Below are 19506 nucleotides of genomic sequence, written 5' to 3'. Positions count from 1 at the left end.
GAAACGCGGCCTGCCTCCGGCATCCTCATTCGTTCAGGATTGCCCGCACCGACGACTCTCCGGTGCCGACGGCGACGGCGCCGCGTCGGCCGTCGGCCGACACCTCGAAGTCGCCGGCGAACGCCTTCAAGGCGAGGCGACCGTCCGCATCCGTGCGGGTCGTGACCTCATCGAACCACCACTCGCCCCGCACGAGATCACGGAGCGCGTCGTACGCCGGCTTCGGAGATCCGTCGCGGCGGATGAGCCCGCTCGGAGCGTTCAGCCAGGCGGTGGCGTCGTCGAATCCCCAGTACGTGATCGCTGCGACGGCCGGATGCTCGACGAGGGTGCGGTAGTGCCGCACGATCTCGTCGGCCTGCCTCTGCTCGCCCTCGGGCGTCGACGGCCAGTCGTCGACCACGTGGTCGTTGAGGTCCTCGATGTGCCCTGGCATGAGGTAGCCGGACAGCAGCGACGTCTCCGTCCAGTGCAGCGGCAGACCGAAGCGCGCGAAGCGCTCGCAGATCTCGTGCACCTGCTCCTCGCCGCGGTATCCCTTGTGCATGTGCGACTGCAGGCCGATCGCGTCGACGCGGACTCCGGCATCCAGCACGTCGCCGATCAGCCGTTCGTAGTCGGGCCCGAGGTCGAAGTCGTTGAGGACGAGCGTGGCGTCCTGGTTCACGGAACGGGCCTCGTCGACGGCCATGCGGATGAACTCCACCCGGCCGTACTTCTCGCACAGCCGCGTGATGGCGTTGCGGATGCCGTCCGGTTCGTTCTCGAAGTGCGGCATGATGACCGCTTCGTTGACGATGTCCCAGGTGTCGACGAGTCCGGTGAAGTCGCCGACCTCACGACGGATCCGACCGCGCAGAGCCTGCTCGGCCTCGTCGAGCGGGAGCCGATCGACCCACGGCGCCTTGACGGTGTGCCAGACGAGCGGATGCCCCTTGAGCCGCACTCCGCGTTCGGCGAGTGCTCGGGCACGGCGCGTGAGCGCGATGACGTCCGGCTGCCCCGGCTCGGGCTCGTAGCGCCCCCAGTAGAACTGCAGCGTCGCGGTGTCGAACAGGTCGAGCCATTGACCGAGCGCCTGTTCGCCCGGAACACCGGGAGCCGTGCATCCGAACCCGAACTCGTGCCGCACTTGCGCGACGGACACGTCGTGATCGCGCAGGGGTCTGCCGTCGGCATCGACCACGAGCACGCTGGCATCCGCTTCGCGGTGACGGTAACGGGTGGAGGTCTGGACATCGGTCATCGGGTGAACCTCGATCTCACATCGGTTTCGACGGGGCGGGAGATCACGCGCAGCAGCAGGGCGAAGGCCCAGCCGCACAGCAGCAGCACGGCCTCGGAGGCCATTGTCACGACCGCCGCCGCCACGAAAGCCAGGCAGGCGAGCGCGAGTGTCGTGCGCCATTGCGTGAAGAGTTCGGCAGCGGCGATGCGCATCGCATCGCGCGTGCGGAAGGCGAAGTAGCTCGTGACGACCAGAAGATGGCCGGACCACAGCACGAGGATCACGAGCAGGACGATGGCGATGGGCTGCAGGATCGCGCCACCGGGCGCTGCGGCGCCTGCTGTCGCGTTCATGACCAGGATGCCCGCTGCCACGAGCACGGGAACCCACCACGCGAGGACGTCCTTCAGATTGCGCACGAGTCCACGCCACAACGGTCGAGCAGGGCGGAGATCGGGCTCCTCCTCCCACGCGCGCTGCGCGTACAGCGCGGCCGCGAGCGCCGGAGCGACCGGGAGGAGCGCCGCGACGTAGAACATCGACGACACCCCTTCCGTGAGCCCCAGCGCCATCCACACCAGCACGGTCGGCGCACCGCACAGGGAGAGGAAGGCGGCGAGCACCATCCAGCGGTAGATGGTCGCGGCGGCCCTGGACACGACCCCGGTGCCGACCTCGGCGACGAGCCTCTCCGCCATGATCAGCCCTTCACTGAGCCGAGCATGACGCCCGAGACGAAGAAGCGCTGCACGAACGGGTAGATGCACAGGATCGGGATCACCGTGAGGATCATCGTCACCGACTGGATGTTCGGGTTCAGATCGGCGGCGCTTCCGCCCGCTGCCGCGCTCTCGGTCGCCGTCGTCGACGCCCCAGCGATGATGTTGCGCAGGAACAGCGTCACCGGGAACAGTTCGTTCTTGTCGAGATACAGGAACGCTCCGAACCAGTCGTTCCAGTACGCCACCGAGTAGAAGAGGATCATCGTCGCGATCACCGCCTTCGACAGCGGCAGCACGATCCGGGTGAAGATCCCGAACCAGCCGAGGCCGTCGATCTGCGCGGCCTCCTCGAGCTCGTGCGGAAGGTTCTCGAAGAACGACTTCATCACGAGCAGGTTGAACACCGAGATCGCACCGGGCAGCACGATCGCCCACATGGTGTTCTTCATGCCCAGCGAGGAGATGAGCACGTAGTTCGGTACGAGTCCGCCGTTGAAGAACATCGTGAACACGGCGACGCCGATGAGCACTCCCCGCCCGCGGAGGTGATGCTTGGACAGCACGTACGCGTAGGTCGTGGTGAGCGTCATCGCGATGGCGGTGCCGACGACGGTGTACAGCACGGTGTTGCCGTAGTTGCGCCAGAACATGCCGTTGCCCATCACGGCGGCGTAGGTGTCGACGTTGAACTCGACCGGCCAGAAGCTCACCTGGCCCGCTTTGATCGCCCCGGCCGAGCTGAACGACTGGGCGAGCACCGTGACGAACGGGTAGAGCATCGCGACGCACACCAGCACGAGCAGCGCCGTGTTGATGATCGTGAAGGCGCGGTACCCGACCGAGTCCCTCACACCGACGGTTCTGGGCGGCGTCGGCATCCGCTCTGTCATGGTCACCACAGGCTCGTTCCCACCATCTTCTTGGACAGAAAGTTCGCGCCGAGGACCATCACGAGGCCGATGAGGGCCTGGAAGAGTCCGATCGCGGCGGCGTAACTGAGGTTGTTCGATACGAGGCCGACCCGGTAGAGGTAGGTCGAGATGACATCCGCCGTCTCGTACGTCAGCGGGTTGTAAAGGAGCAGCACCTTCTCGAATCCGACGTTGAGGAACGCGCCGATGTTGAGGATCAGCAGCGTGATCATGGTGGGTCGGATGCCGGGAAGAGTCACGTGCCAGGTCTGCTGCAGACGATTCGCGCCGTCGATGCGAGCGGCTTCGTAGAGCGACTCGTCGATCGTCGTGAGCGCCGCGAGGTAGAGGATCGTCCCCCAGCCGACGGTCTGCCAGACCTCGGATCCGACGTAGATCGCGCGGAACCATTCCGGCCGCTGCAGGAACGGGATAGCCTCCCCGCCCATCGCCTCGATGACCTGATTGACCGTGCCCTGCAGCGACAGAAGCTGCATCACCATGCCGACGACGATCACGACGGACAGGAAGTGCGGCAGATAGGAGATCGACTGCACGATGCGCTTGAACGAGCGCTTGCGCACCTCGTTGAGCAGCAGGGCGAGGAGGATCGGCAGGGGGAAGGTCACGAGCAGCGTCAGTCCGCCGAGGATGACGGTGTTCCAGAACACGTGCCAGAACGCGGGGTCGTTGATGAACATCTGGACGTAGCGCAGGCCCACCCATTCCTCGCCGAAGATGCTGCCGCCGGGGCGGAACTTCCGGAACGCGATGACGTTTCCGAGCATCGGGATGTAGCGGAAGATCAGCAGGAAGATCACCGGCAGCAGTGCCAGCGCGTAGAGCTGCCAGTCGCGGCGCAGCGCCTTCCGCCACGGCGTGCGGGCCTGCCGGCGCGAGCGCCGCGACGGTTTTCCTGCGGTCGTGATGACGCGGGTGGTGGTCGCACCCGGTGGCGGATCATTCCGCGGCTGCGCTGGAGCAGCAGCGTCGGTCGTCGTTGAAGTCATGGTCGTCGTCCTCGACGGGCCCGGGGCCGCCGACGCGCGGTCGGCGGCCCCGGAGCGTCTCAGCCGTTCTCCTCCGCGAACCGTTCGCGGGCGCCGTTGATGAGATCGAGGTAGCTCTGCACTCCGGCAGCTTCGATCTCCGCGACATAGGCGTCCCACTCCGAGAGGTCGCGGTCACCGAGGATGAACTGCAGAGTCGCGGTGCGTACGGAATCCGACAGCGGGGTCGACATCAGCGATGCCTGCTCGAGCTCGGCCTCGTCGAGCGGAGCCGGCGGGCTGGGGTCGCGCGGCGTGCGGGACTCGAGCACCGTGTCGACGTAGTCGACGAACTGCGGCGAGTTGTAGGACTCCTTCAGCGCGCGCGATTCGGTCGAGCCGGCCAGCACATCGTTGGACCATCCGAGGTCGGTCTTGATGTCCGTCGCCGCGCCGCGGTTGATGTTGAAGGCGTCGAGCGAGAACTCCGGGTTCAGAGTGATCGTGCCGTCCTCGGCCTTCTCATACGTCTCGCCCTCGACGCCCCAGCGGATCATCTCGTTGGCGTCGGGGTTGTAGTACAGCCAGTCGAGGAACTGCAGCGTCGCGAGGAAGTTCGGTGAATCCGCGATGTCGGAGCTCAGCATGAAGCCGTTCCAGAAGTTGCGGGGCTCGACGATCATGCCGGCCTCACCACCGGGGGGCGCGATCTGGACGAGCTCGTAGTTGCCCGCTCCAGCCGTCGCATCCAGCGCCGTCGCGAACTCGTTGACCGTGCCGCTCGCTCCGGATGCCGCGAACACCTGGTTGTTCGCGATCTTCTCCGACACGTTCGCCGCTCCGCCACCGGCATCGGATGCCGTGAACGACTCGGTGTCGAGCAGACCGTCCTCGACGAGACCGTGGAAGAACTCGACCATGTCGCGGTAGCCCTCGTTGGTTCCCGCGTACTCGAGTTCGCCCTTCTCCTCGTTCCAGATCGTGCCCTCGCCGAAGCCCCATCCGGCCTGCGTGCCGAACGCGTGAGCCGCGTAGTTGAGCATGGACTGGCCCTCGAACCCGTCGGCCAGCGGCTTCGAGTCCGGGTATTTCGCCTTGATCAGTTCGAGGCCTTCGCGCAGATGCTCCCAGGTGTCGGGCTCCGGGGCGCCGACCTCATCGAAGATGTCTTTGCGGATGATGAGCGAGAAGGTCGGGACCGAGACCTCCTGGAGGCCCGGGAGCATGTAGTACTTGCCGTCGGCCTGCTTGAGGCGCTCCATCATGTCGCCGAGGTCCCACTCCTCGACGTACTTCTGGAAGTTCGGCATGTACTCGACGTAGTCGCTCATCGGCAGCACAGCGCCGGACGAGACGAACGGCGCCTCCTCCCCCGTGTAGACGAGGGGGATGACGGTCGGCGCGTCACCGGCCGAGATGAGCAAGCTGCGCTTCTCGGTCGCGTCGCTGAACGGGATGTGGGTCAGGTCGATCGAGACGCCCGTGCGCTCCTCGATCTCGTCGAAGATCTGCCAGTCATCGGTGACGGGCACCTCGGGCCAGTCGGTCCAGAGCATCGAGACGTCGATCGGCTCGGTGGCCTTGAACTGCTCATCCGCGGCGAAGTCCTCCATCGCGCCGACCGACTGCGCCTCGAGGTCGACCTCGGTCGAAGCATCACCACTGTCGGATGTGCACGCGCTGGTCGCGAGAAGCGCTGCTACCGCCCCCGCCGCCGCCGCCGTTCGGACCCACCCTGTCCTACGCATGGAATGAACCATGATTCTCCTCTTCGAGATGTTGGCTGTGTCGCTCGATCCGACTGAAAGTTTCGGGACTGCAATCGAGACTTTCTGAAGCGTAGGCGCGGGGATAATAAGTTGTCAAGAGCGACAATTAAGAAGAGGGTGGCGTGCGCGAGATATCGCCCCTCTACCTGTGCCGTTCACCGGCGCGTATCATCGCCGATGACCTCACGAACGCTCGACTGCGCGACGAGAGGAAGACGAGCAATGAGCCCCATCACGCGAGAACGGATCCGCCTCTCCAACGGCGGTGAACTGTCAGTCCTCACCGCCGGGGACCCGTCCCGGCCGACGCTTCTGCTGTTGCACGGGGTCCCGAACTCGGCGCGCATGTTCGAGGACGTCGCCAGCGCACTGGCACCCGCCGCGTATGTGATCGCGCCGGATCTGCCGGGTTTCGGCGAGTCCGATCCACTGCCCGACCCGGGCTTCACCGCCTTCGGAAGGGCGATCTCCGAACTGCTCGATCGACTGGAGATCGGACGGCTCCATCTCTACGTCCACGACTTCGGCGCCCCGGTCGTGTTCCACATCGCCATGGCCGCACCGGAGCGAGTGCGGGGACTGATCATCCAGAATGCCAACGTCCATGAGAGCGGGATCCACGCCGGCTGGGAGCAGACGCTGGACTACTGGGCGGCACCGAATCCGGAGAACGAAGCGGCAGCGATGGCCCATCTCACGTTCGAGGGCACACGCGACCAGTACCTGGCGGGCGTCCCCTCGGACGTGACCGCGTCCATCCCGGCCGAGCGCTGGGAGGAGGACTGGCGGGTGATGAACCTGCCGGGCCGGATGGCGACTCAGCGCGCCCTGGTCACCGACTACGGGACCTACATGGCGCGACGGGACGATATCACCGGGTATCTCGCGCAGTGGCAACCACCCGGTCTGCTGATCTGGGGTCGGCACGATGCGTACTTCGACCTCGCCGAAACGGTGTCGTGGATGCAGGACCTGCCGAGAATGGAGGCCCACATCCTCGATGCCGGGCACCTGCTGCTCGAGACGCATTCGGCCGTGGCGGCGCCGCTGATGCTGGACTTCATCGAGCGGAGTGGGAGAACGGCCTGAGCAGGCGGCGCCGTCGAAAGCCCGGCTGCTATGCGAGCAACCGCTCGAACAGGGCGTCCATCCCCGGATCGACCCGCTGCAGTTCGGGATGCGCGTCGTGCCAATCGATGATCTCCCGCGCCGAATGATGCAACGCGATCGTCGGGCGGAAGTCGGGCACGACACTGCGGATCTTCGAGTTGTCGAACACGACCGAGTGCGCCATGTCACCGGTGAGCTGACCGGCGCGCTCGGACGCGGCCTGCTCGATCGCGGCGCTGGTGGCGTAGCGGATCCGAGGTTCGGCACCGGCCGCTCGGCCGAGGATCGAGTAGATGTCGTTCCATGTGTAGACGAAGTCGCTCGTGATCTGGAACGTGTCGCCGTAGGCGAGAGGGTTGCCCAGCAGGCCGACGAAGCCGACGGCGAAGTCGCGCGAGTGCGTCAGCGTCCACAGGGAGGTGCCATCGCCGTGGACGATGATCTCGTTCCCCCTGCGGATGCGATCGATCGCCGTCCAACCGCCGAAGGCCGGGATCGTCCACTTGTCGTAGGTGTGGGACGGGCGCAGCACGGTCACGGGGAAACCGCGCTCCCGGTACGCCGCCGACAGCAGATCCTCGCACGCGATCTTGTCGCGCGAGTACTGCCAGAACGGGTTGCGCAGCGGCGTCGACTCGGTGATCGGGAGTCGCGAGACCGGCTTCTGGTACGCCGACGCCGAGCTGATGAAGACGTACTGCCCTGTGCGGCCTTCGAAGCGGTCGATGTCGCGTTGCACCTGTTCCGGCGTGAACGCGATCATGTCGGCGACGACGTCGAACTCGCGTCCGGCGAGGGCATCGTCGACGGCCGCGGCATCCGAGATGTCAGCCGTGAGCACTTCGATGCCGTCTGCCGGCGTGCGGCGCGACTGCCCGCGGTTCAGCAGCGTCACCTCCATGCCCCGCTCCGCCGCAAGCGCACTCGCCGCCGAGGAGATGATTCCGGTTCCGCCGATGAACAACACCTTTGTCGCAGACATGCTCAGAACTCTACCGAGCGGCGAGGGCCCCGAGGCTTCCCGCGGTCACTGCCGGAAGTCCAGCAGCACCTTGCTGGAGACTGTCGGATCCGCGGCGATCGCGAATGCTCCTTCCGCCGATCGCCACGACTCGACGTGACTGACCACGGGAGAGACCGCGAGCGCCCCGTCGGCGAGCGCGCGGATCACCTCGTCGATCTCGTCGTTGAAGCGGAAGGACCCGAGCAGATCGAGCTCCCTGGCGATCGCCAGCGAGATCTGCACCGGCTGCGGGCCGCTCGGCAGCAGGCCGACCATGGCGATCGCACCACCCCGCGTCGCGCCGCGGATCGCGATGTCGAGTCCGCTGTGATGACCTGACGACTCGATCACGACATCCGCGTCGATCGCTGCGACGTCGGCGTCGTCGGGCTGCTTGAGCACCCGATCCGCACCGACTTCCTTGGCGACCTCGAGCGGTCGGTCGTGCAGGTCGACCGCCGTGACCTGGCTCGCGCCTCGCGCCTTGAGCACGGCGATCGTGAGGAGCCCGATCGGGCCGCACCCGACCACGAGTGCGGACAGACCGGTGACGTCGCCGATCCGTGAGACGGCGTGCCAGGCCACGCTGGCCGGCTCGATGAGGGCCGCCTCCCGCAGATCGATCTCGTCCGGGAGCACCCGCAGCATCCGGGTGGGCAGTGCGACGCGCTGAGCGAACGCGCCGTCGCGGTGCGGGAACCGCGCAGCCGAACCGAGATACCCGCCTCCCGAGAGGTTCGGCCGGTCCGCGGGATGACGCAGATACTCCTTCGCAGGTGTCGCCGGATGCACGGCCACCCGCGCTCCGACCCAGGGGCCGCTCCCGTCGGGTGCCGCTGCGCGGACGACGCCGACCACCTCGTGCCCGAGGACCATCGGCGCTCTGAGGATCGACTCCCCCGCTGCGCCGTGGCGCCAGTAGTGCAGATCAGAACCGCAGATGCCGCCGTACACGACGTCGATCACGGCCTCATCCGGCGCCGGAACCGGGGACGGGACCTCATCGATGCGAAGGTCCCCTGCCTGATGGATGACGATCGCGTGGTTGTCGTCAGTCATCACACCACCGCCGTCATTCCGCCGTCGATGAAGACGACCTGCCCGGTGACGAAGCGTGCGGCATCCGAGGAGAGCCAGACCACCGCACCGCCGATGTCCTCCGGTTCTCCCCAGCGCCCGGCCGGTGTACGACCGAGCACCCAGGAGTTGAAAGCCGGATCGTCGACGAGCGTCTGCGTCAGTTCGGTGCGGATGTAACCGGGGGCGACGCCGTTGACCCGGACTCCGTGCGGTGCCCATTCCGCCGTCATCGCCTTGGTGAGGTTGCGCAGCCCGCCCTTCGCGGCCGTGTACGCGCCGATCGTCGGACGGGCGAGATCGGTCTGCACCGAGCAGATGTTCACGATCGCGCCGTGACCCCGCGGAATCATCGCGCGCGCGGCTTCCCGCCCGACGAGGAACGCGCTCGTGAGGTTGGTGCGCAGAACACGATCCCAGTTCTCGAGGCTGATATCGAGCATCGGCTCCCTGTGCTGCACACCGGCGTTGTTCACGAGGATGTCGAGCGCGCCGACCTCTTCGAGCTGCTGGATGCCGTGGGCGACGGCATCCTCGTCCGTGACGTCGAAGGCAGCCGACGAGACGGCATCCGTGCCGTACTCCTGCGCGAGTGCGGCGGCTGCCGCGCCCGCGGAATCCGCACCTCGGCCGTGGACGACGACGTGCGCTCCGCTGTCGAGCAGGGACCGCGCGATCGCCAGGCCGATGCCGCGGCTGGAGCCGGTCACCAGCGCGCGTCGCCCGGTGAGATCGAAGGGGTTGGTCATGTTCTCATCCTCTGCGCTGGTCAATAGAACTCGACGGTGTCGACGACGTTCCGCAAGGGAGCGCCGTCCAGGAACCGGGTGGCGTTCTCGGCGAAGAGCTCGGCGATGCGGCGATCCTCGAGATCCGTGAGCGCCGCGGTGTGCGGGCTGATCAGAACGCGCGGATGCTCCCAGAGCGGGCTCTCCTCCGGCAACGGCTCGACCTCGAACACGTCGAGAGCGGCGAATCCGACGATACCGCGATCGAGCGCGTCGAGCAGAGCAGCCTCGTCGACGACCGTGCCGCGACCGACGTTGACGATCGTCGCCCCCGGTCGCAGCGCCGCCAGGAAGTCGCGGCCGATCAGGTGATGGGTGGCGTCGGTCCCCGGCAGGGTCGTGACGACGGCATCGACGTGCGCAAGCACCTCTGCCACCTCGTCCGGGTGCACCGTTCGGCTGACACCCGGTGCGGTCGCACCGGAGCGCGAGGTCCCGATGACGGTCGCCCCGAGCGCCGACAGCTTCGCCGCGACCGATGCGCCGATGCCGCCGAGCCCGAGCACCAGGACGGTCTGCGCCGAGAGCTGCGACATCATCCAGCGGCCGCTCCACTCGCGGTTGCGCTGCTGTTCCCTGAGGCGCGGGAGGTGCTTCGCACCGGCGAACACACCGAACACGGCGAACTCGGCGAGCGCTTCGCCGTGCACACCCGCTGACGTGGTGAAGACCACCCTGTCGAGCTCCGCATCGCTGAGCGCCGCGGCTCGCACCTGTCCGCCACCGCCGGCCGCCATCGTGTGCACCCAGCGCAGCCGCGGATTGGTGCGGACCGTGCGTGCGAGGGCGACCGGATCCACATCCGGGATGCCGTAGAGGGCGTCCGCGTTCTCGAGCATCGCCTCGTAGGCGTTCTGCTGCCGCGGGGTCCGCGCGAACGAGGGGTCACCCGCGAAGTCCGCCGGATGCCGCATCGGCGGCAGGAGCTCCTGATCGACGAGCAGTTCGATGCGCGGCTCGAGTGCCACCAGCAGTTCGCACAGTTCGGGGGCGAGCGGGGCGGCGACGGCCACGCGCAGGCGTGCCGAGGCGCTCACCGCAGCGCTCCGACGGCTTCGGAGATCGCATCGACCGCGTCCGTGATGGTGCCGAGGTCCGTCGCGAACGATATCCGGAAACACGGGGACTGACCGTATGCCGACCCCTGGATCACGGCGACGCCGGCTTCATCCAACAGATGCAGCGTCACGTCCTGGTCGTTCGCCAGCACGGTTCCTTCTGTCGTGCGCTTGCCGATGAGCCCGGAGCAGTCCACGTACAGGTAGAAGGCTCCGTCCGGCACGGCAGGGACCAGACCGTCGATCGATCGCAGGCCGGCGACCGCGGCATCCCGACGCGCCTGGTACACCGGGACCGATTCCGCGATGAAATCCTGCGGGCCGGCCAGCGCGGCCGCGGCAGCGGCCTGGCTGATCGAAGAGGGGCAGGACGATGTCTGCGACTGAAGGGTGTTGATCGCCCCGATGAGCGCGGGGTCGCCTGCTGCATATCCGAGGCGCCAGCCGGTCATGGCGTAGGACTTCGACACCCCCGTGACGACGAGGACGCGATGGCGGAGATCGGGGGCGACAGCCGCGAGGCTCGGCGCCGGAGAACCCGTGAACGAGATCTCGCTGTAGATCTCGTCGGAGAGAACCGAGACCGCGGGGTGACGCCGCAGCACCTCGGCGAGCGCCGCGAGCTCGTCCGCGGTGTAGACGGCACCACTCGGGTTGCCGGGGCTGTTCAGGATCAGCCATGTCGTGCGCTCGCCGATCGCGGCCTCGAGGCCTTGGGGCGTGAGCTTGTACCCGTCCTCGGGAGAGGTCGGCACGATGACCGGCGTGCCGTCGTTCGCGCGCACCATGTCCGGGTACGACACCCAGTAGGGCGCGGGGATCAGGACCTCGTCGCCGGCATCCACCGTGGCCATCAGCGCGAGGAAGATGACCTGCTTGCCGCCACCGCCGACGGTGAGCTCGGCATCCGAGTACTCGATGCCGTGCGTGCGGCGCAATGACGCGCGGATCGCCTGGCGCAGTTGCGGGGTGCCGTTGACGGGGGTGTACTTGGTCTCCCCCGCCTCGATCGCGGCGATGGCAGCCTGCTTGATGTGCTCGGGAGTGTCGAAGTCGGGCTCCCCGACGGTGAGATCGAGGATCCGGCGACCCGCCGCCTTGAGCTCGCGCACGCGTGCGGCAGCCGCGGTGCTCGGCGACGGGTTGATGCGCCCCAGCCTGTCGGCCGCGTGGAACGATGAGGACAGGATGCCGATCATGAGGCATCCTCGATGTCGGTGGTCAGCCCTTTGGCCTTGAGCACCTCGGTCAGATTGCACAGCTCGATCGTCGTGCCCCCCGCCCAGTACTTCTCGATGAGCTCCGCCTCATGCGCATCACGGGCTGCGGAGAGTCCGGCGACCTCGCGCGCTTCCTCGCGACGGACCACGACGACGCCGTCCGCATCGCCTTTGACGATGTCACCGGGGCGGATGAGTTCTCCGCCGAACACCACGGGCTGGTTCAGCGCTCCGAGCGTCTCCTTCACCGTGCCCTTGATCGACACGCTCCCGGAGAACACCGGCAGCCCGAGCTCGCGCAGCTCTCGTGTGTCGCGCACGCCGGCATCCGTCACCAGCGCCGCGATGCCCTTCGCCTTGCAGGCGTTGCCGAGCACGTCGCCGAACATGCCCGCTTCGGTGAACTCGCCGGCCGACACGATGAGCACGTCACCAGGCTGCGCGTAGTGGATCGCGACCTGGAGCATGAGGTTGTCGCGCGGCGCGCAGACGACCGTGAACGCGGAGCCGACGAACGAGGTCTCCGGGTCGATCGGCTTGATGTTCGACGCGATGGCGCCGCGGCGCCCCTGCGCCTCGTGGATGGTGGCAGCGGTGAAATCTCCGATGCGCGCGACGTCGGATGCCGCGGCCCGCTCGATCTTCGTTGTGACGTGAACCATGATGATGTCCTTACTCGGCTTCCGGCCGGCGGCGGTCGAACGTGAGGCCGCCGGGCACCTGGAATGTGGGCATGAGCTCGATGAGGCCGACGTTGACGTGCGCTGGCGCGTCGACCGCGTAGTCGATGGCGGCGATGAGGTCGTCCACGGTCAGGGACTCGTAGCCCTCGTAATAGGTCGCCCACGCCTCGGCATCCGTCTCCGGCGTGCCTCCGAGGTTGCGCGAGAAGATCTCTGTCTCGATCCGTCCTGGGCTGAGTTCTGTGACGCGCACGCGCTTGCCGAGGGCGTCGTTGCGGAGCTGGCGGGAGAGCTGGTGCACTGCGGCCTTCGTCGCGTGATACCCGGTGTGGCCGAAGAAGTTGTAGTGCCCGGCGATCGAAGAGATGTTGAGCACGTGCCCGCGGTCGCGCTCCACCATGCCCGGGTACAGCAGTCGCAGGATGTGCATGACGGCGCCGAGGTTGACCTCGATCATGTCGTCGATGTCATCGGCCGTCGAGTCCAGGATGTTGCCGGCGCGGCTGACTCCGGCGCTGTTGAGCACGACATCGGCCTCGACGCTGTCCAGCGCGCGGGTGAGCGCATCGGTGTCGCGCACGTCGAGGGCATGCGTGATGACGCCCTTCTCGGCGAGCGCCGCCAGGCGCGCCTCGTCGCGCGCGATGGCGTGCACGGTGAGGCCCTTCGCGAGGAAGAGATCGACGGCGCCGCGGCCGACGCCGCTCGTCGCGCCGGTGACGACGGCGACCCGATAGTCGGAGAAGGTCATGGAACGGTCCTTTCGGAGGATGGATCTGAGAGTGCCTCCAGCGCCGTGAAGACGCTGTCGGTGCGAAGGCGAAGGGCATCGAGAGCAGCACGATCGGAACGCACCCGTGCGGCGGCGGTAGCGGCCGTCACCCGGCGGAAGCGGAGCTGCTGACCGGGACGGATCTGGGCGAGGACATCGAGCGAATACGAGGTGACGACCGCCAGCACCGGGTAGCCGGCCGTCACACCGCGCCCGCGGTGCAGCACGAGCAGTTCATCTCCCGGCGGCACCTCGACCGCTCCGACCGGCACACCGCGCGAGAGCACCTCCTCGTGCGACCGACGCACGGGAAGCGGGCCGGTCATGCGCAGACCGATGTGGTTGCTGGCCGCGCCGACCAGGTACGGCTGCTCGAAGATCCGCTCGGCGGTATCCGCGAAGTCCTCGACATCCGGGCCGTCGGTGACATCGACGACGAAGCCCACCGGTGCGGTCGGGACGGCCAGGCGGTACAGCTCCGCGCTGAAGTGGTCGTTGATGATCGGGGCCGTCTCGCACTGCACGGGGATCCTGGCCCCGACGATGAGCCGTCCGCCGAAGCCCAGCACAGAATCGGGTGCGCAGCTGCCGAGCAGAAGCGGCACGTCGAACGAGCCGCGCACGGCGACGTAGGAGCGCAGGCCTCCCTGGATGCCGCGCACGGCCACGGGCTCTCCCGCACGCACCGAGACGGGCTGATTGCGCTCCCGTGCGACGCCGCCCACTGTGACGAATGCGTGTGCACCGGACACCGCGATGAGGATATCGACGTCGGCGACGAACTCGAGATCCAGCGCGGTGACCTCCAGCAATGGTGCCGATTCGGCGTTGCCGACGAGGATGTTCGCGATGCGAGCGGCTCGTTGATCGAGCGCGCCGTTCACCGGCACACCGTAGCTCGGACCTCGCCGACGCCCGAGATCGGTGAGCTGCGTGGATCCCGCCTCGATGACGGTCAGCTGTCCTGCGTTCACAGCGCACTCATCCTGGTGCCCTGCAGGGCGTCGTACTCGTCTCGCCCGATGGGGCGGAATCGGATGAGGTCGCCGGGCTCATAGGGGACGAACCGTTCGGCATCCAGGTCCAGGACAGTCAGCGGGGTTCGTCCGATCAGTGCCCATCCGCCGGGCGCCGCTGCGGGGGTGATCGTGGCCTGACGCCCGGCGACCGACACGACGCCCTGCGGCACATGGGCACGAGGGCTCGACAGACGCGGCACCGGCTCGGGGAACGGCGGCCCGTCGAGCATGGGCGATCCGCCGGGCGCGCCGAGACACCGGACGACATAGGTCGGCTCGCTGTGCAGACGGATCACGTCGGAGATCTCGATGCCCTGCGCCTGTGCGACGTCCGCGAGGTCGAGCTCGCCTTCTTCGTCGTAGAGGACGGGAACATCGAAGGTGCGCGGGTTCTCGCTGAGCGGCCGCTCGAAGTCGATCCCCGCCGCGACGTGCGTCAGGAACTCGCGAAGTCGATCGAGCGAGACGTCGAGCGGGTCGATCTCGATCAGGGCGGCGTCATACGTCGGAATGACGCACTCGACGCCGGGCACGGCGGCCGATTCCACGTACCGGGCGAGGTGATGAACCAGCCGCCAGCCGGCCTCGCGGTCCGCCATGGTGCTGGCGACGCGCAGCGCGGTGTCGCCGCTGGCGGAGATGATGACGGGGGCTTCAGCCATGATGAGCCCTACTCCAGCCAGTCCGCGAGCGGTGCGATGCTCACACCGGCGGACTCGAGCCCCGCCCGGATCCGCTTCGCGAGCACGACCGCTCCCTCGGTGTCGCCGTGGACCAGGACCGTGTCGCACGCGACCGGGATCAGCACACCGTTGCGGCTTTCGATCACGCCGTCGACGACCATGCGTACGGTCCGCCGCTCGATCTCGTCCGGGTCGTGGATCACGGCGTCCGGCTCGCTCCGGCTCACCAGCGCGCCGTCATCCTCGTACGCTCGGTCGGCGATGCCGACGATGCCGACGCGCAGTCCGGCCGCACGAGCCGCGTCAGCGAGCTTTCCATCCTGAGCCAGCACGATGAGGTCGGAGTTGATCCGGCGCGCGGCGGTCGCGACGGCATCCGCGTAGTCCTCGCGGACCGCGACGAGATTTCCGAGGCGCCCATGCGGCGCGATGTGCGTGACCGCAGCATCGTGGAAGGCGGCGATCGACTGCAGCGCGCCGAACTGATAGAGCACGTCGGCCCGCACTTCTTCGGCCGTCAGCCCCATGTCGCGGCGTCCGAATCCCTGGAGGTCGGGGAACGACGGATGGGCTCCGATACCGACGCCGCGCTGCACGCACGCCCGCACGGTCTGATCCATGATCCGCGGGTCGCCGGCGTGGAATCCGCACGCGATGTTCGCCGAGGTGAGGACGTTCAGAAGGGCGGTGTCGTCCCCCATGCGCCACGGCCCGAATCCCTCACCGAGATCCGCGACCAGGTCGATCTTCCGGCTCATGGCCACCTCCGCTCCGAGTTCCTGCGCTGTCCTCATCAGGCTAGAGCGCTGGCATCGAGCGGTTCGAGATCCTGCCATTTCTGTGCCGAGCGAGACGTTTTGCTCCCTGAATCATGCGGATATGCTTCTCCCGGATGGCATGTTCTGTGCCAAGCTTGTGTCATTCTCTCCCTGACCAGGAAGGTTTCGCATGGTGATCCCGGCACGAAGGGTCCAACGGCGCGTCACGTTGACGGAAATCGCCGAGGCGTGCGGCGTCGCGCCGTCCACGGTGTCCCGGGCGCTCTCCAACCCGAACCGCGTCAGCCCGGGGATGTACCAGAAGATCACGAGCAAGGCTCAGGAGTTGGGGTACACGTCAGCTCTCCTCCCCGCACGCGACGACCGGCTGGCACGCGGAACGATCGCGCTGGTGCTGCCCAATCTCACGAATCCGTTCAATCTCGATGTGACGCGCGGAGCGCAGGCGCAGATCCGCGCGGCGAGCTATCTGCACCTCATGGTGAGCACCGAGGAGTCGCTGCCGATGGAGGAGCAGTGGCTGCGTGAGATGGCGAGGACCGTCGATGGGATCGTCGTTTCGTCCCCGCGAGTCGATGACGAGACGCTGAGATCGGTCGCTCAGATCGCTCCGACCGTCCTCATCAACAGGGAGGCACCCGGCTTGTCCGGTGTGGTCATCGATACCCCAGGGGGACTCGCGCAGGCGCTCCAGTATCTGCAGTCCCTCGGACACACGCGGATCGCGTATGTCCGAGGGCCGCACGGATCGTGGACGGATCACGTGCGCTTCGAGGCCATCGCCGACGCGGCAGCGGCGCTGGATGTCGAACTCGTCACCGTCGGCAGGTATCAGCCGACGCTCCCGAACGGTGCGGCCGCGGCGGATGCCGTTGTGCTGACGCGGGCGACAGCATGCATCTTCTTCAACGATGTGCTCGCCATCGGCGCGCTGGATCGGTTCCGCCAGCTGGGAGTGTCCGTCCCCGGCGATCTCAGCGTCGTCGGGTGCGACGACATCTTCGGCTCGTCGTTCTCCCACCCGCCGCTGACCACCGTCACCTCACCGGGTGAGAGCGCCGGACGGGCTGCTGTCGACATGCTCATCGGGCGGTTCTCGACCAGGGACCGCTCCGATCGGATCGATCACATCTCGGCGCATCTCACGGTGCGTGCGTCGACGGGCCCCCTGCAGGGCTGACCCCGTCGGCGGATGCGCACAGCGCCCCGGACCGTCGGAGGGACGGCCCGGGGCGGTGTGCGCGGATCTCAACGTGCGGCAGGAAGCACGATCGCTGCCGTGACCGTGTCCTTCTCGAGCTGGGTCTGCTGCACGTCGTCGATCTCATCGAGCGTGTAACGACGAGTCTCCTTGGCGGTCAGCGCCGAGATCGTGGCGATCAGCATCAGCCCGATGGCGAGCGCGGCCGGGCCCACCCAGTTCGTGAGGTCGGCTCCGGCGAGCGCCGTCGACGCCACCGGACCGATGGCACCGGCGATGGCGAATCCGATCTGGGTACCCGTCGCGAGGCCGGAGACGCGCACCCGGCTCGGGAACATCTCCGCGAAGAACGCCGGCCAGGCCGCGTTCGCGGTCGAGTAGAAGAATCCGTTGCAGAGGATTCCGAGCACGAAGATCAGCGGCCAGTTGCCCTGCGTGATCGCCCACAGATATGGAACCGTCGTGAGCCCTGCTCCAACCGCGCCGATGATGAACACGGTCCGACGGCCGATCCTGTCCGCCAGGACACCGCCCAGCGGCGTGTAGAGGATGGCCAGGAAACTGGCGCAGACCGGGACCCACAGCATCGTCGCCTGGTCCAACCCGTATCCGACGGTCGCGAACGAGATGGAGAACGACGCGAACAGGTAGCTGACACCGGCGATCATCGCGCAGGCGGCGATGCGGGTGATCGTCACCCAGTGGAATCGTGTGGCCTGCTTGAGCGGCGACAGACTCACCTTGATCGCCTGGGTCTCGAGGAACGCCGGCGGCTCCTCCAGCGTGCGTCGGATGATGTACGCGACGACCACGACCACCGCGGAGAGCCAGAACGGGACCCGCCACGCCCAACCCAGCAGCACCTCTTGCGGGAGTGCGGCGAACGGGATGAAGACAGCGGTCGCGAGCAGCCCGCCCGAGGCCGAGCCGCTCGTCACGAAGCTCGTCGCGAACGACCGGCGATTGTCCGGGGCGTGCTCGAGAGTCATGGTGATCGCGCTGGCCTGCTCGCCCGACACCGAGAGTCCCTGAAGGATGCGGATGACAACCAGCAGGATCGGCGCGAGGATGCCGACCTGGTCGTACGTCGGCAGGCAGCCGATCAGGAAGGTACAGGCACCGATGCCGAAGAGCGTGATCATCATCACGAACTTCCGGCCGAACCGGTCGCCCAGTGGGCCGAGGATGAAGGCACCGAGCGGACGGACCACGAACCCGATGGCGAATGTGGCCATGCTGAGCAGGACCTTGATGCCGGCCGGGAGTTCCTCGGGGAAGAAGAGGACGTTGAACACCAGAGCAGCGGCCGTGCCGTACACGGCGAAGTCGTAGTACTCCAGCGTCGTGCCGACCCAGGAAGCGATCGCCGCTTTCGCGGGGGTCTTCTTGTGGGTTGCGGTATTCGTCATGTCGCCTCCATTGGCGGGTTTCGGGGGCCGCCAGGTTGCCGGGTGGGTGGGTCACGGCCTGACGGACAGCGGCCGTTGATCCGAACGGGTGGTGGCGGGTCGTCGCTCGCCTGCTCGAACTGTATGAACGGGCTCGTGGATGCGGCAAGCACTGTGCCACTTCCGTGCCATGTTTCGGTCTGGTTTCACAGAGAATCCGGGGCTCTGGAGATGGCTCGTTCAGATTCGTGCCATGCACTTTGCCAAATCTGGACCGATACGCGGACTCGATCCGTTCATCGCCACATCCCCTGTCCCCCGCCCCCGTTCCGGAGTAGCGTCAGCAGCGGAGGCATCATGCCCAGCGCCCGCGACCTCGCAGCCGTCGCCGAAAGCCACGACGACCTCCTTCCGGGCGCGTCGGAGAGGTTCTCCGGCTATGCCCTGATGAGTCTGCCGTTCGCATCCGGCCATGTCCTGGGTCTCCGCCGCTTTCCAGTGACCTCCGTCGGGCCCGGCTACACCTCGGTATGGTCGCGCACGCCCGCCGGCGCATGGACGATCTACACGACGATCGACCCGCAGCTGTCCTGCCCTCGGTACTTCGGCAGTGCCCTGACATCCACGTCCGTCCAAGCGATCACAGTGGACTGGACCGGCGACCTCGCCTTCACGGTGCGCATTGCGGATGACATCGACCTGCGGTGGGACGTCATCCTGACGGAGACCGGCATGACCCGCATGATGTCAGGCATGGCGGGCGCCCTTCCCGACGGCTTCTGGCACAGCGGCCTGTTCCTCTCGGCGCTGGGAGGCATCGCAGGCCCCTCACTGCGTGCGGGGCGCATAGGCATGACCGGTCGCACGCCCAATCACCAGCGGTTCAGGGCGAGAGTGGCGCGCCTGTGGGCCGTCGGGGAGTCCTCCGCCTCCCTGCACGGGGAGGATCTCGGTCCGGTGGCGCCGCTTCGCGAGCAGACTCGGCTGGGCGACTTCTGGATGCCCCAGCGCGGGATCTTCATGCTCGGAGGTGCCGAGTTCGACCCGCAGGATGCCGGGGCGCACCCGCCGATCACGAACGCGGCGGCTGCGGGGTGAGCGGCGAC

The 19506-nt window shown here is 67.4% G+C and carries 19 protein-coding genes; 3 read left to right on the top strand and 16 right to left on the bottom strand.

The window, feature by feature from the left end; translation table 11 throughout:
* Nucleotides 1–25: 25 nt before the first annotated feature.
* Genes AC3ANJ_RS04925 through AC3ANJ_RS04905 form a run of 5 tightly spaced genes read right to left on the bottom strand, consistent with a single transcriptional unit; the run spans nucleotide 26 to nucleotide 5598 of the window.
* Nucleotides 26–1246, bottom strand: a complete 1221-nt coding sequence (locus tag AC3ANJ_RS04925; RefSeq protein WP_488318494.1) for an endo-1,4-beta-xylanase — start codon at nucleotides 1244–1246, stop codon at nucleotides 26–28.
* Nucleotides 1243–1926, bottom strand: a complete 684-nt coding sequence (locus tag AC3ANJ_RS04920) for a hypothetical protein (RefSeq protein ID WP_488318493.1) — start codon at nucleotides 1924–1926, stop codon at nucleotides 1243–1245. Before AC3ANJ_RS04920 ends, AC3ANJ_RS04925 begins: the two co-directional genes overlap by 4 nt.
* Before the next feature lie 2 nt (nucleotides 1927–1928).
* Nucleotides 1929–2840 (bottom strand): carbohydrate ABC transporter permease, encoded by a 912-nt coding sequence (locus AC3ANJ_RS04915; protein ID WP_488319230.1) that lies wholly within the window; start codon nucleotides 2838–2840, stop codon nucleotides 1929–1931.
* Nucleotides 2841–2842: 2 nt separating this feature from the next.
* The gene (locus AC3ANJ_RS04910; RefSeq protein ID WP_488318492.1) at nucleotides 2843–3871 is read right to left on the bottom strand and encodes an ABC transporter permease; all 1029 of its coding nucleotides are present in this window, start codon (nucleotides 3869–3871) and stop codon (nucleotides 2843–2845) included.
* A 59-nt stretch (nucleotides 3872–3930) separates the two neighbouring features.
* Nucleotides 3931–5598: an ABC transporter substrate-binding protein gene (locus tag AC3ANJ_RS04905; RefSeq protein ID WP_488318491.1), complete on the bottom strand. Its 1668-nt coding sequence runs from the start codon at nucleotides 5596–5598 to the stop codon at nucleotides 3931–3933.
* A gap of 243 nt (nucleotides 5599–5841) precedes the next feature.
* Here AC3ANJ_RS04905 and AC3ANJ_RS04900 point away from each other — a divergent pair, with 243 nt between their 5' ends.
* A complete protein-coding gene (locus tag AC3ANJ_RS04900; protein WP_488318490.1) occupies nucleotides 5842–6708 on the top strand; it encodes an alpha/beta fold hydrolase in 867 nt (288 codons plus the stop codon).
* A gap of 28 nt (nucleotides 6709–6736) precedes the next feature.
* Here the strand turns inward: AC3ANJ_RS04900 and AC3ANJ_RS04895 are convergent, their stop codons facing one another.
* Genes AC3ANJ_RS04895 through AC3ANJ_RS04850 form a run of 10 tightly spaced genes read right to left on the bottom strand, consistent with a single transcriptional unit; the run spans nucleotide 6737 to nucleotide 15790 of the window.
* Nucleotides 6737–7711, bottom strand: coding sequence for an NAD-dependent epimerase/dehydratase family protein (locus AC3ANJ_RS04895; protein WP_488318489.1), 975 nt, complete (start codon nucleotides 7709–7711; stop codon nucleotides 6737–6739).
* A 45-nt stretch (nucleotides 7712–7756) separates the two neighbouring features.
* Complete coding sequence (locus tag AC3ANJ_RS04890; protein ID WP_488318488.1) at nucleotides 7757–8791, bottom strand: L-idonate 5-dehydrogenase; 1035 nt, start codon at nucleotides 8789–8791, stop codon at nucleotides 7757–7759.
* A complete protein-coding gene (locus AC3ANJ_RS04885) occupies nucleotides 8791–9558 on the bottom strand; it encodes a glucose 1-dehydrogenase (RefSeq protein ID WP_488318487.1) in 768 nt (255 codons plus the stop codon). Before AC3ANJ_RS04885 ends, AC3ANJ_RS04890 begins: the two co-directional genes overlap by 1 nt.
* Nucleotides 9559–9578: 20 nt before the next feature.
* Nucleotides 9579–10634, bottom strand: a complete 1056-nt coding sequence (locus AC3ANJ_RS04880) for a D-2-hydroxyacid dehydrogenase (RefSeq protein ID WP_488318486.1) — start codon at nucleotides 10632–10634, stop codon at nucleotides 9579–9581.
* The gene (locus AC3ANJ_RS04875) at nucleotides 10631–11854 is read right to left on the bottom strand and encodes an aspartate transaminase (RefSeq protein ID WP_488318485.1); all 1224 of its coding nucleotides are present in this window, start codon (nucleotides 11852–11854) and stop codon (nucleotides 10631–10633) included. Before AC3ANJ_RS04875 ends, AC3ANJ_RS04880 begins: the two co-directional genes overlap by 4 nt.
* On the bottom strand, nucleotides 11851–12537 hold the full coding sequence (locus AC3ANJ_RS04870) for a 4-carboxy-4-hydroxy-2-oxoadipate aldolase/oxaloacetate decarboxylase (protein WP_488318484.1): 687 nt from the start codon (nucleotides 12535–12537) through the stop codon (nucleotides 11851–11853). Before AC3ANJ_RS04870 ends, AC3ANJ_RS04875 begins: the two co-directional genes overlap by 4 nt.
* 10 nt (nucleotides 12538–12547) lie before the next feature.
* Nucleotides 12548–13309 (bottom strand): SDR family oxidoreductase, encoded by a 762-nt coding sequence (locus tag AC3ANJ_RS04865; protein WP_488318483.1) that lies wholly within the window; start codon nucleotides 13307–13309, stop codon nucleotides 12548–12550.
* The gene (locus tag AC3ANJ_RS04860; protein ID WP_488318482.1) at nucleotides 13306–14304 is read right to left on the bottom strand and encodes a 5-oxoprolinase subunit C family protein; all 999 of its coding nucleotides are present in this window, start codon (nucleotides 14302–14304) and stop codon (nucleotides 13306–13308) included. The genes AC3ANJ_RS04865 and AC3ANJ_RS04860 overlap by 4 nt, the downstream gene beginning before the upstream one ends.
* Nucleotides 14301–15011, bottom strand: a complete 711-nt coding sequence (locus tag AC3ANJ_RS04855) for a 5-oxoprolinase subunit B family protein (protein ID WP_488318481.1) — start codon at nucleotides 15009–15011, stop codon at nucleotides 14301–14303. The genes AC3ANJ_RS04860 and AC3ANJ_RS04855 overlap by 4 nt, the downstream gene beginning before the upstream one ends.
* Before the next feature lie 8 nt (nucleotides 15012–15019).
* On the bottom strand, nucleotides 15020–15790 hold the full coding sequence (locus AC3ANJ_RS04850; protein ID WP_488318480.1) for a LamB/YcsF family protein: 771 nt from the start codon (nucleotides 15788–15790) through the stop codon (nucleotides 15020–15022).
* 229 nt (nucleotides 15791–16019) lie between these two features.
* On the opposite strand from AC3ANJ_RS04850, the gene AC3ANJ_RS04845 reads away from it, so the two are divergent.
* Nucleotides 16020–16991, top strand: a complete 972-nt coding sequence (locus tag AC3ANJ_RS04845; protein WP_488318479.1) for a LacI family DNA-binding transcriptional regulator — start codon at nucleotides 16020–16022, stop codon at nucleotides 16989–16991.
* Nucleotides 16992–17059: 68 nt separating this feature from the next.
* Here AC3ANJ_RS04845 and AC3ANJ_RS04840 read toward each other — a convergent pair whose 3' ends face one another.
* Nucleotides 17060–18421 carry an MFS transporter gene (locus AC3ANJ_RS04840; RefSeq protein WP_406246421.1) on the bottom strand — a complete coding sequence of 454 codons (1362 nt, stop codon included), beginning with the start codon at nucleotides 18419–18421 and terminating at the stop codon, nucleotides 17060–17062.
* A 336-nt stretch (nucleotides 18422–18757) separates the two neighbouring features.
* Here AC3ANJ_RS04840 and AC3ANJ_RS04835 point away from each other — a divergent pair, with 336 nt between their 5' ends.
* Nucleotides 18758–19498 carry a hypothetical protein gene (locus AC3ANJ_RS04835; RefSeq protein WP_488318478.1) on the top strand — a complete coding sequence of 247 codons (741 nt, stop codon included), beginning with the start codon at nucleotides 18758–18760 and terminating at the stop codon, nucleotides 19496–19498.
* Nucleotides 19499–19506 lie beyond the last annotated feature (8 nt).

This window comes from Microbacterium sp. STRO-1N (assembly GCF_057748015.1).
The sequence above is the reverse complement of the archived record's forward strand: the minus strand, read 5'-3'. Positions and strand labels throughout refer to the sequence as shown.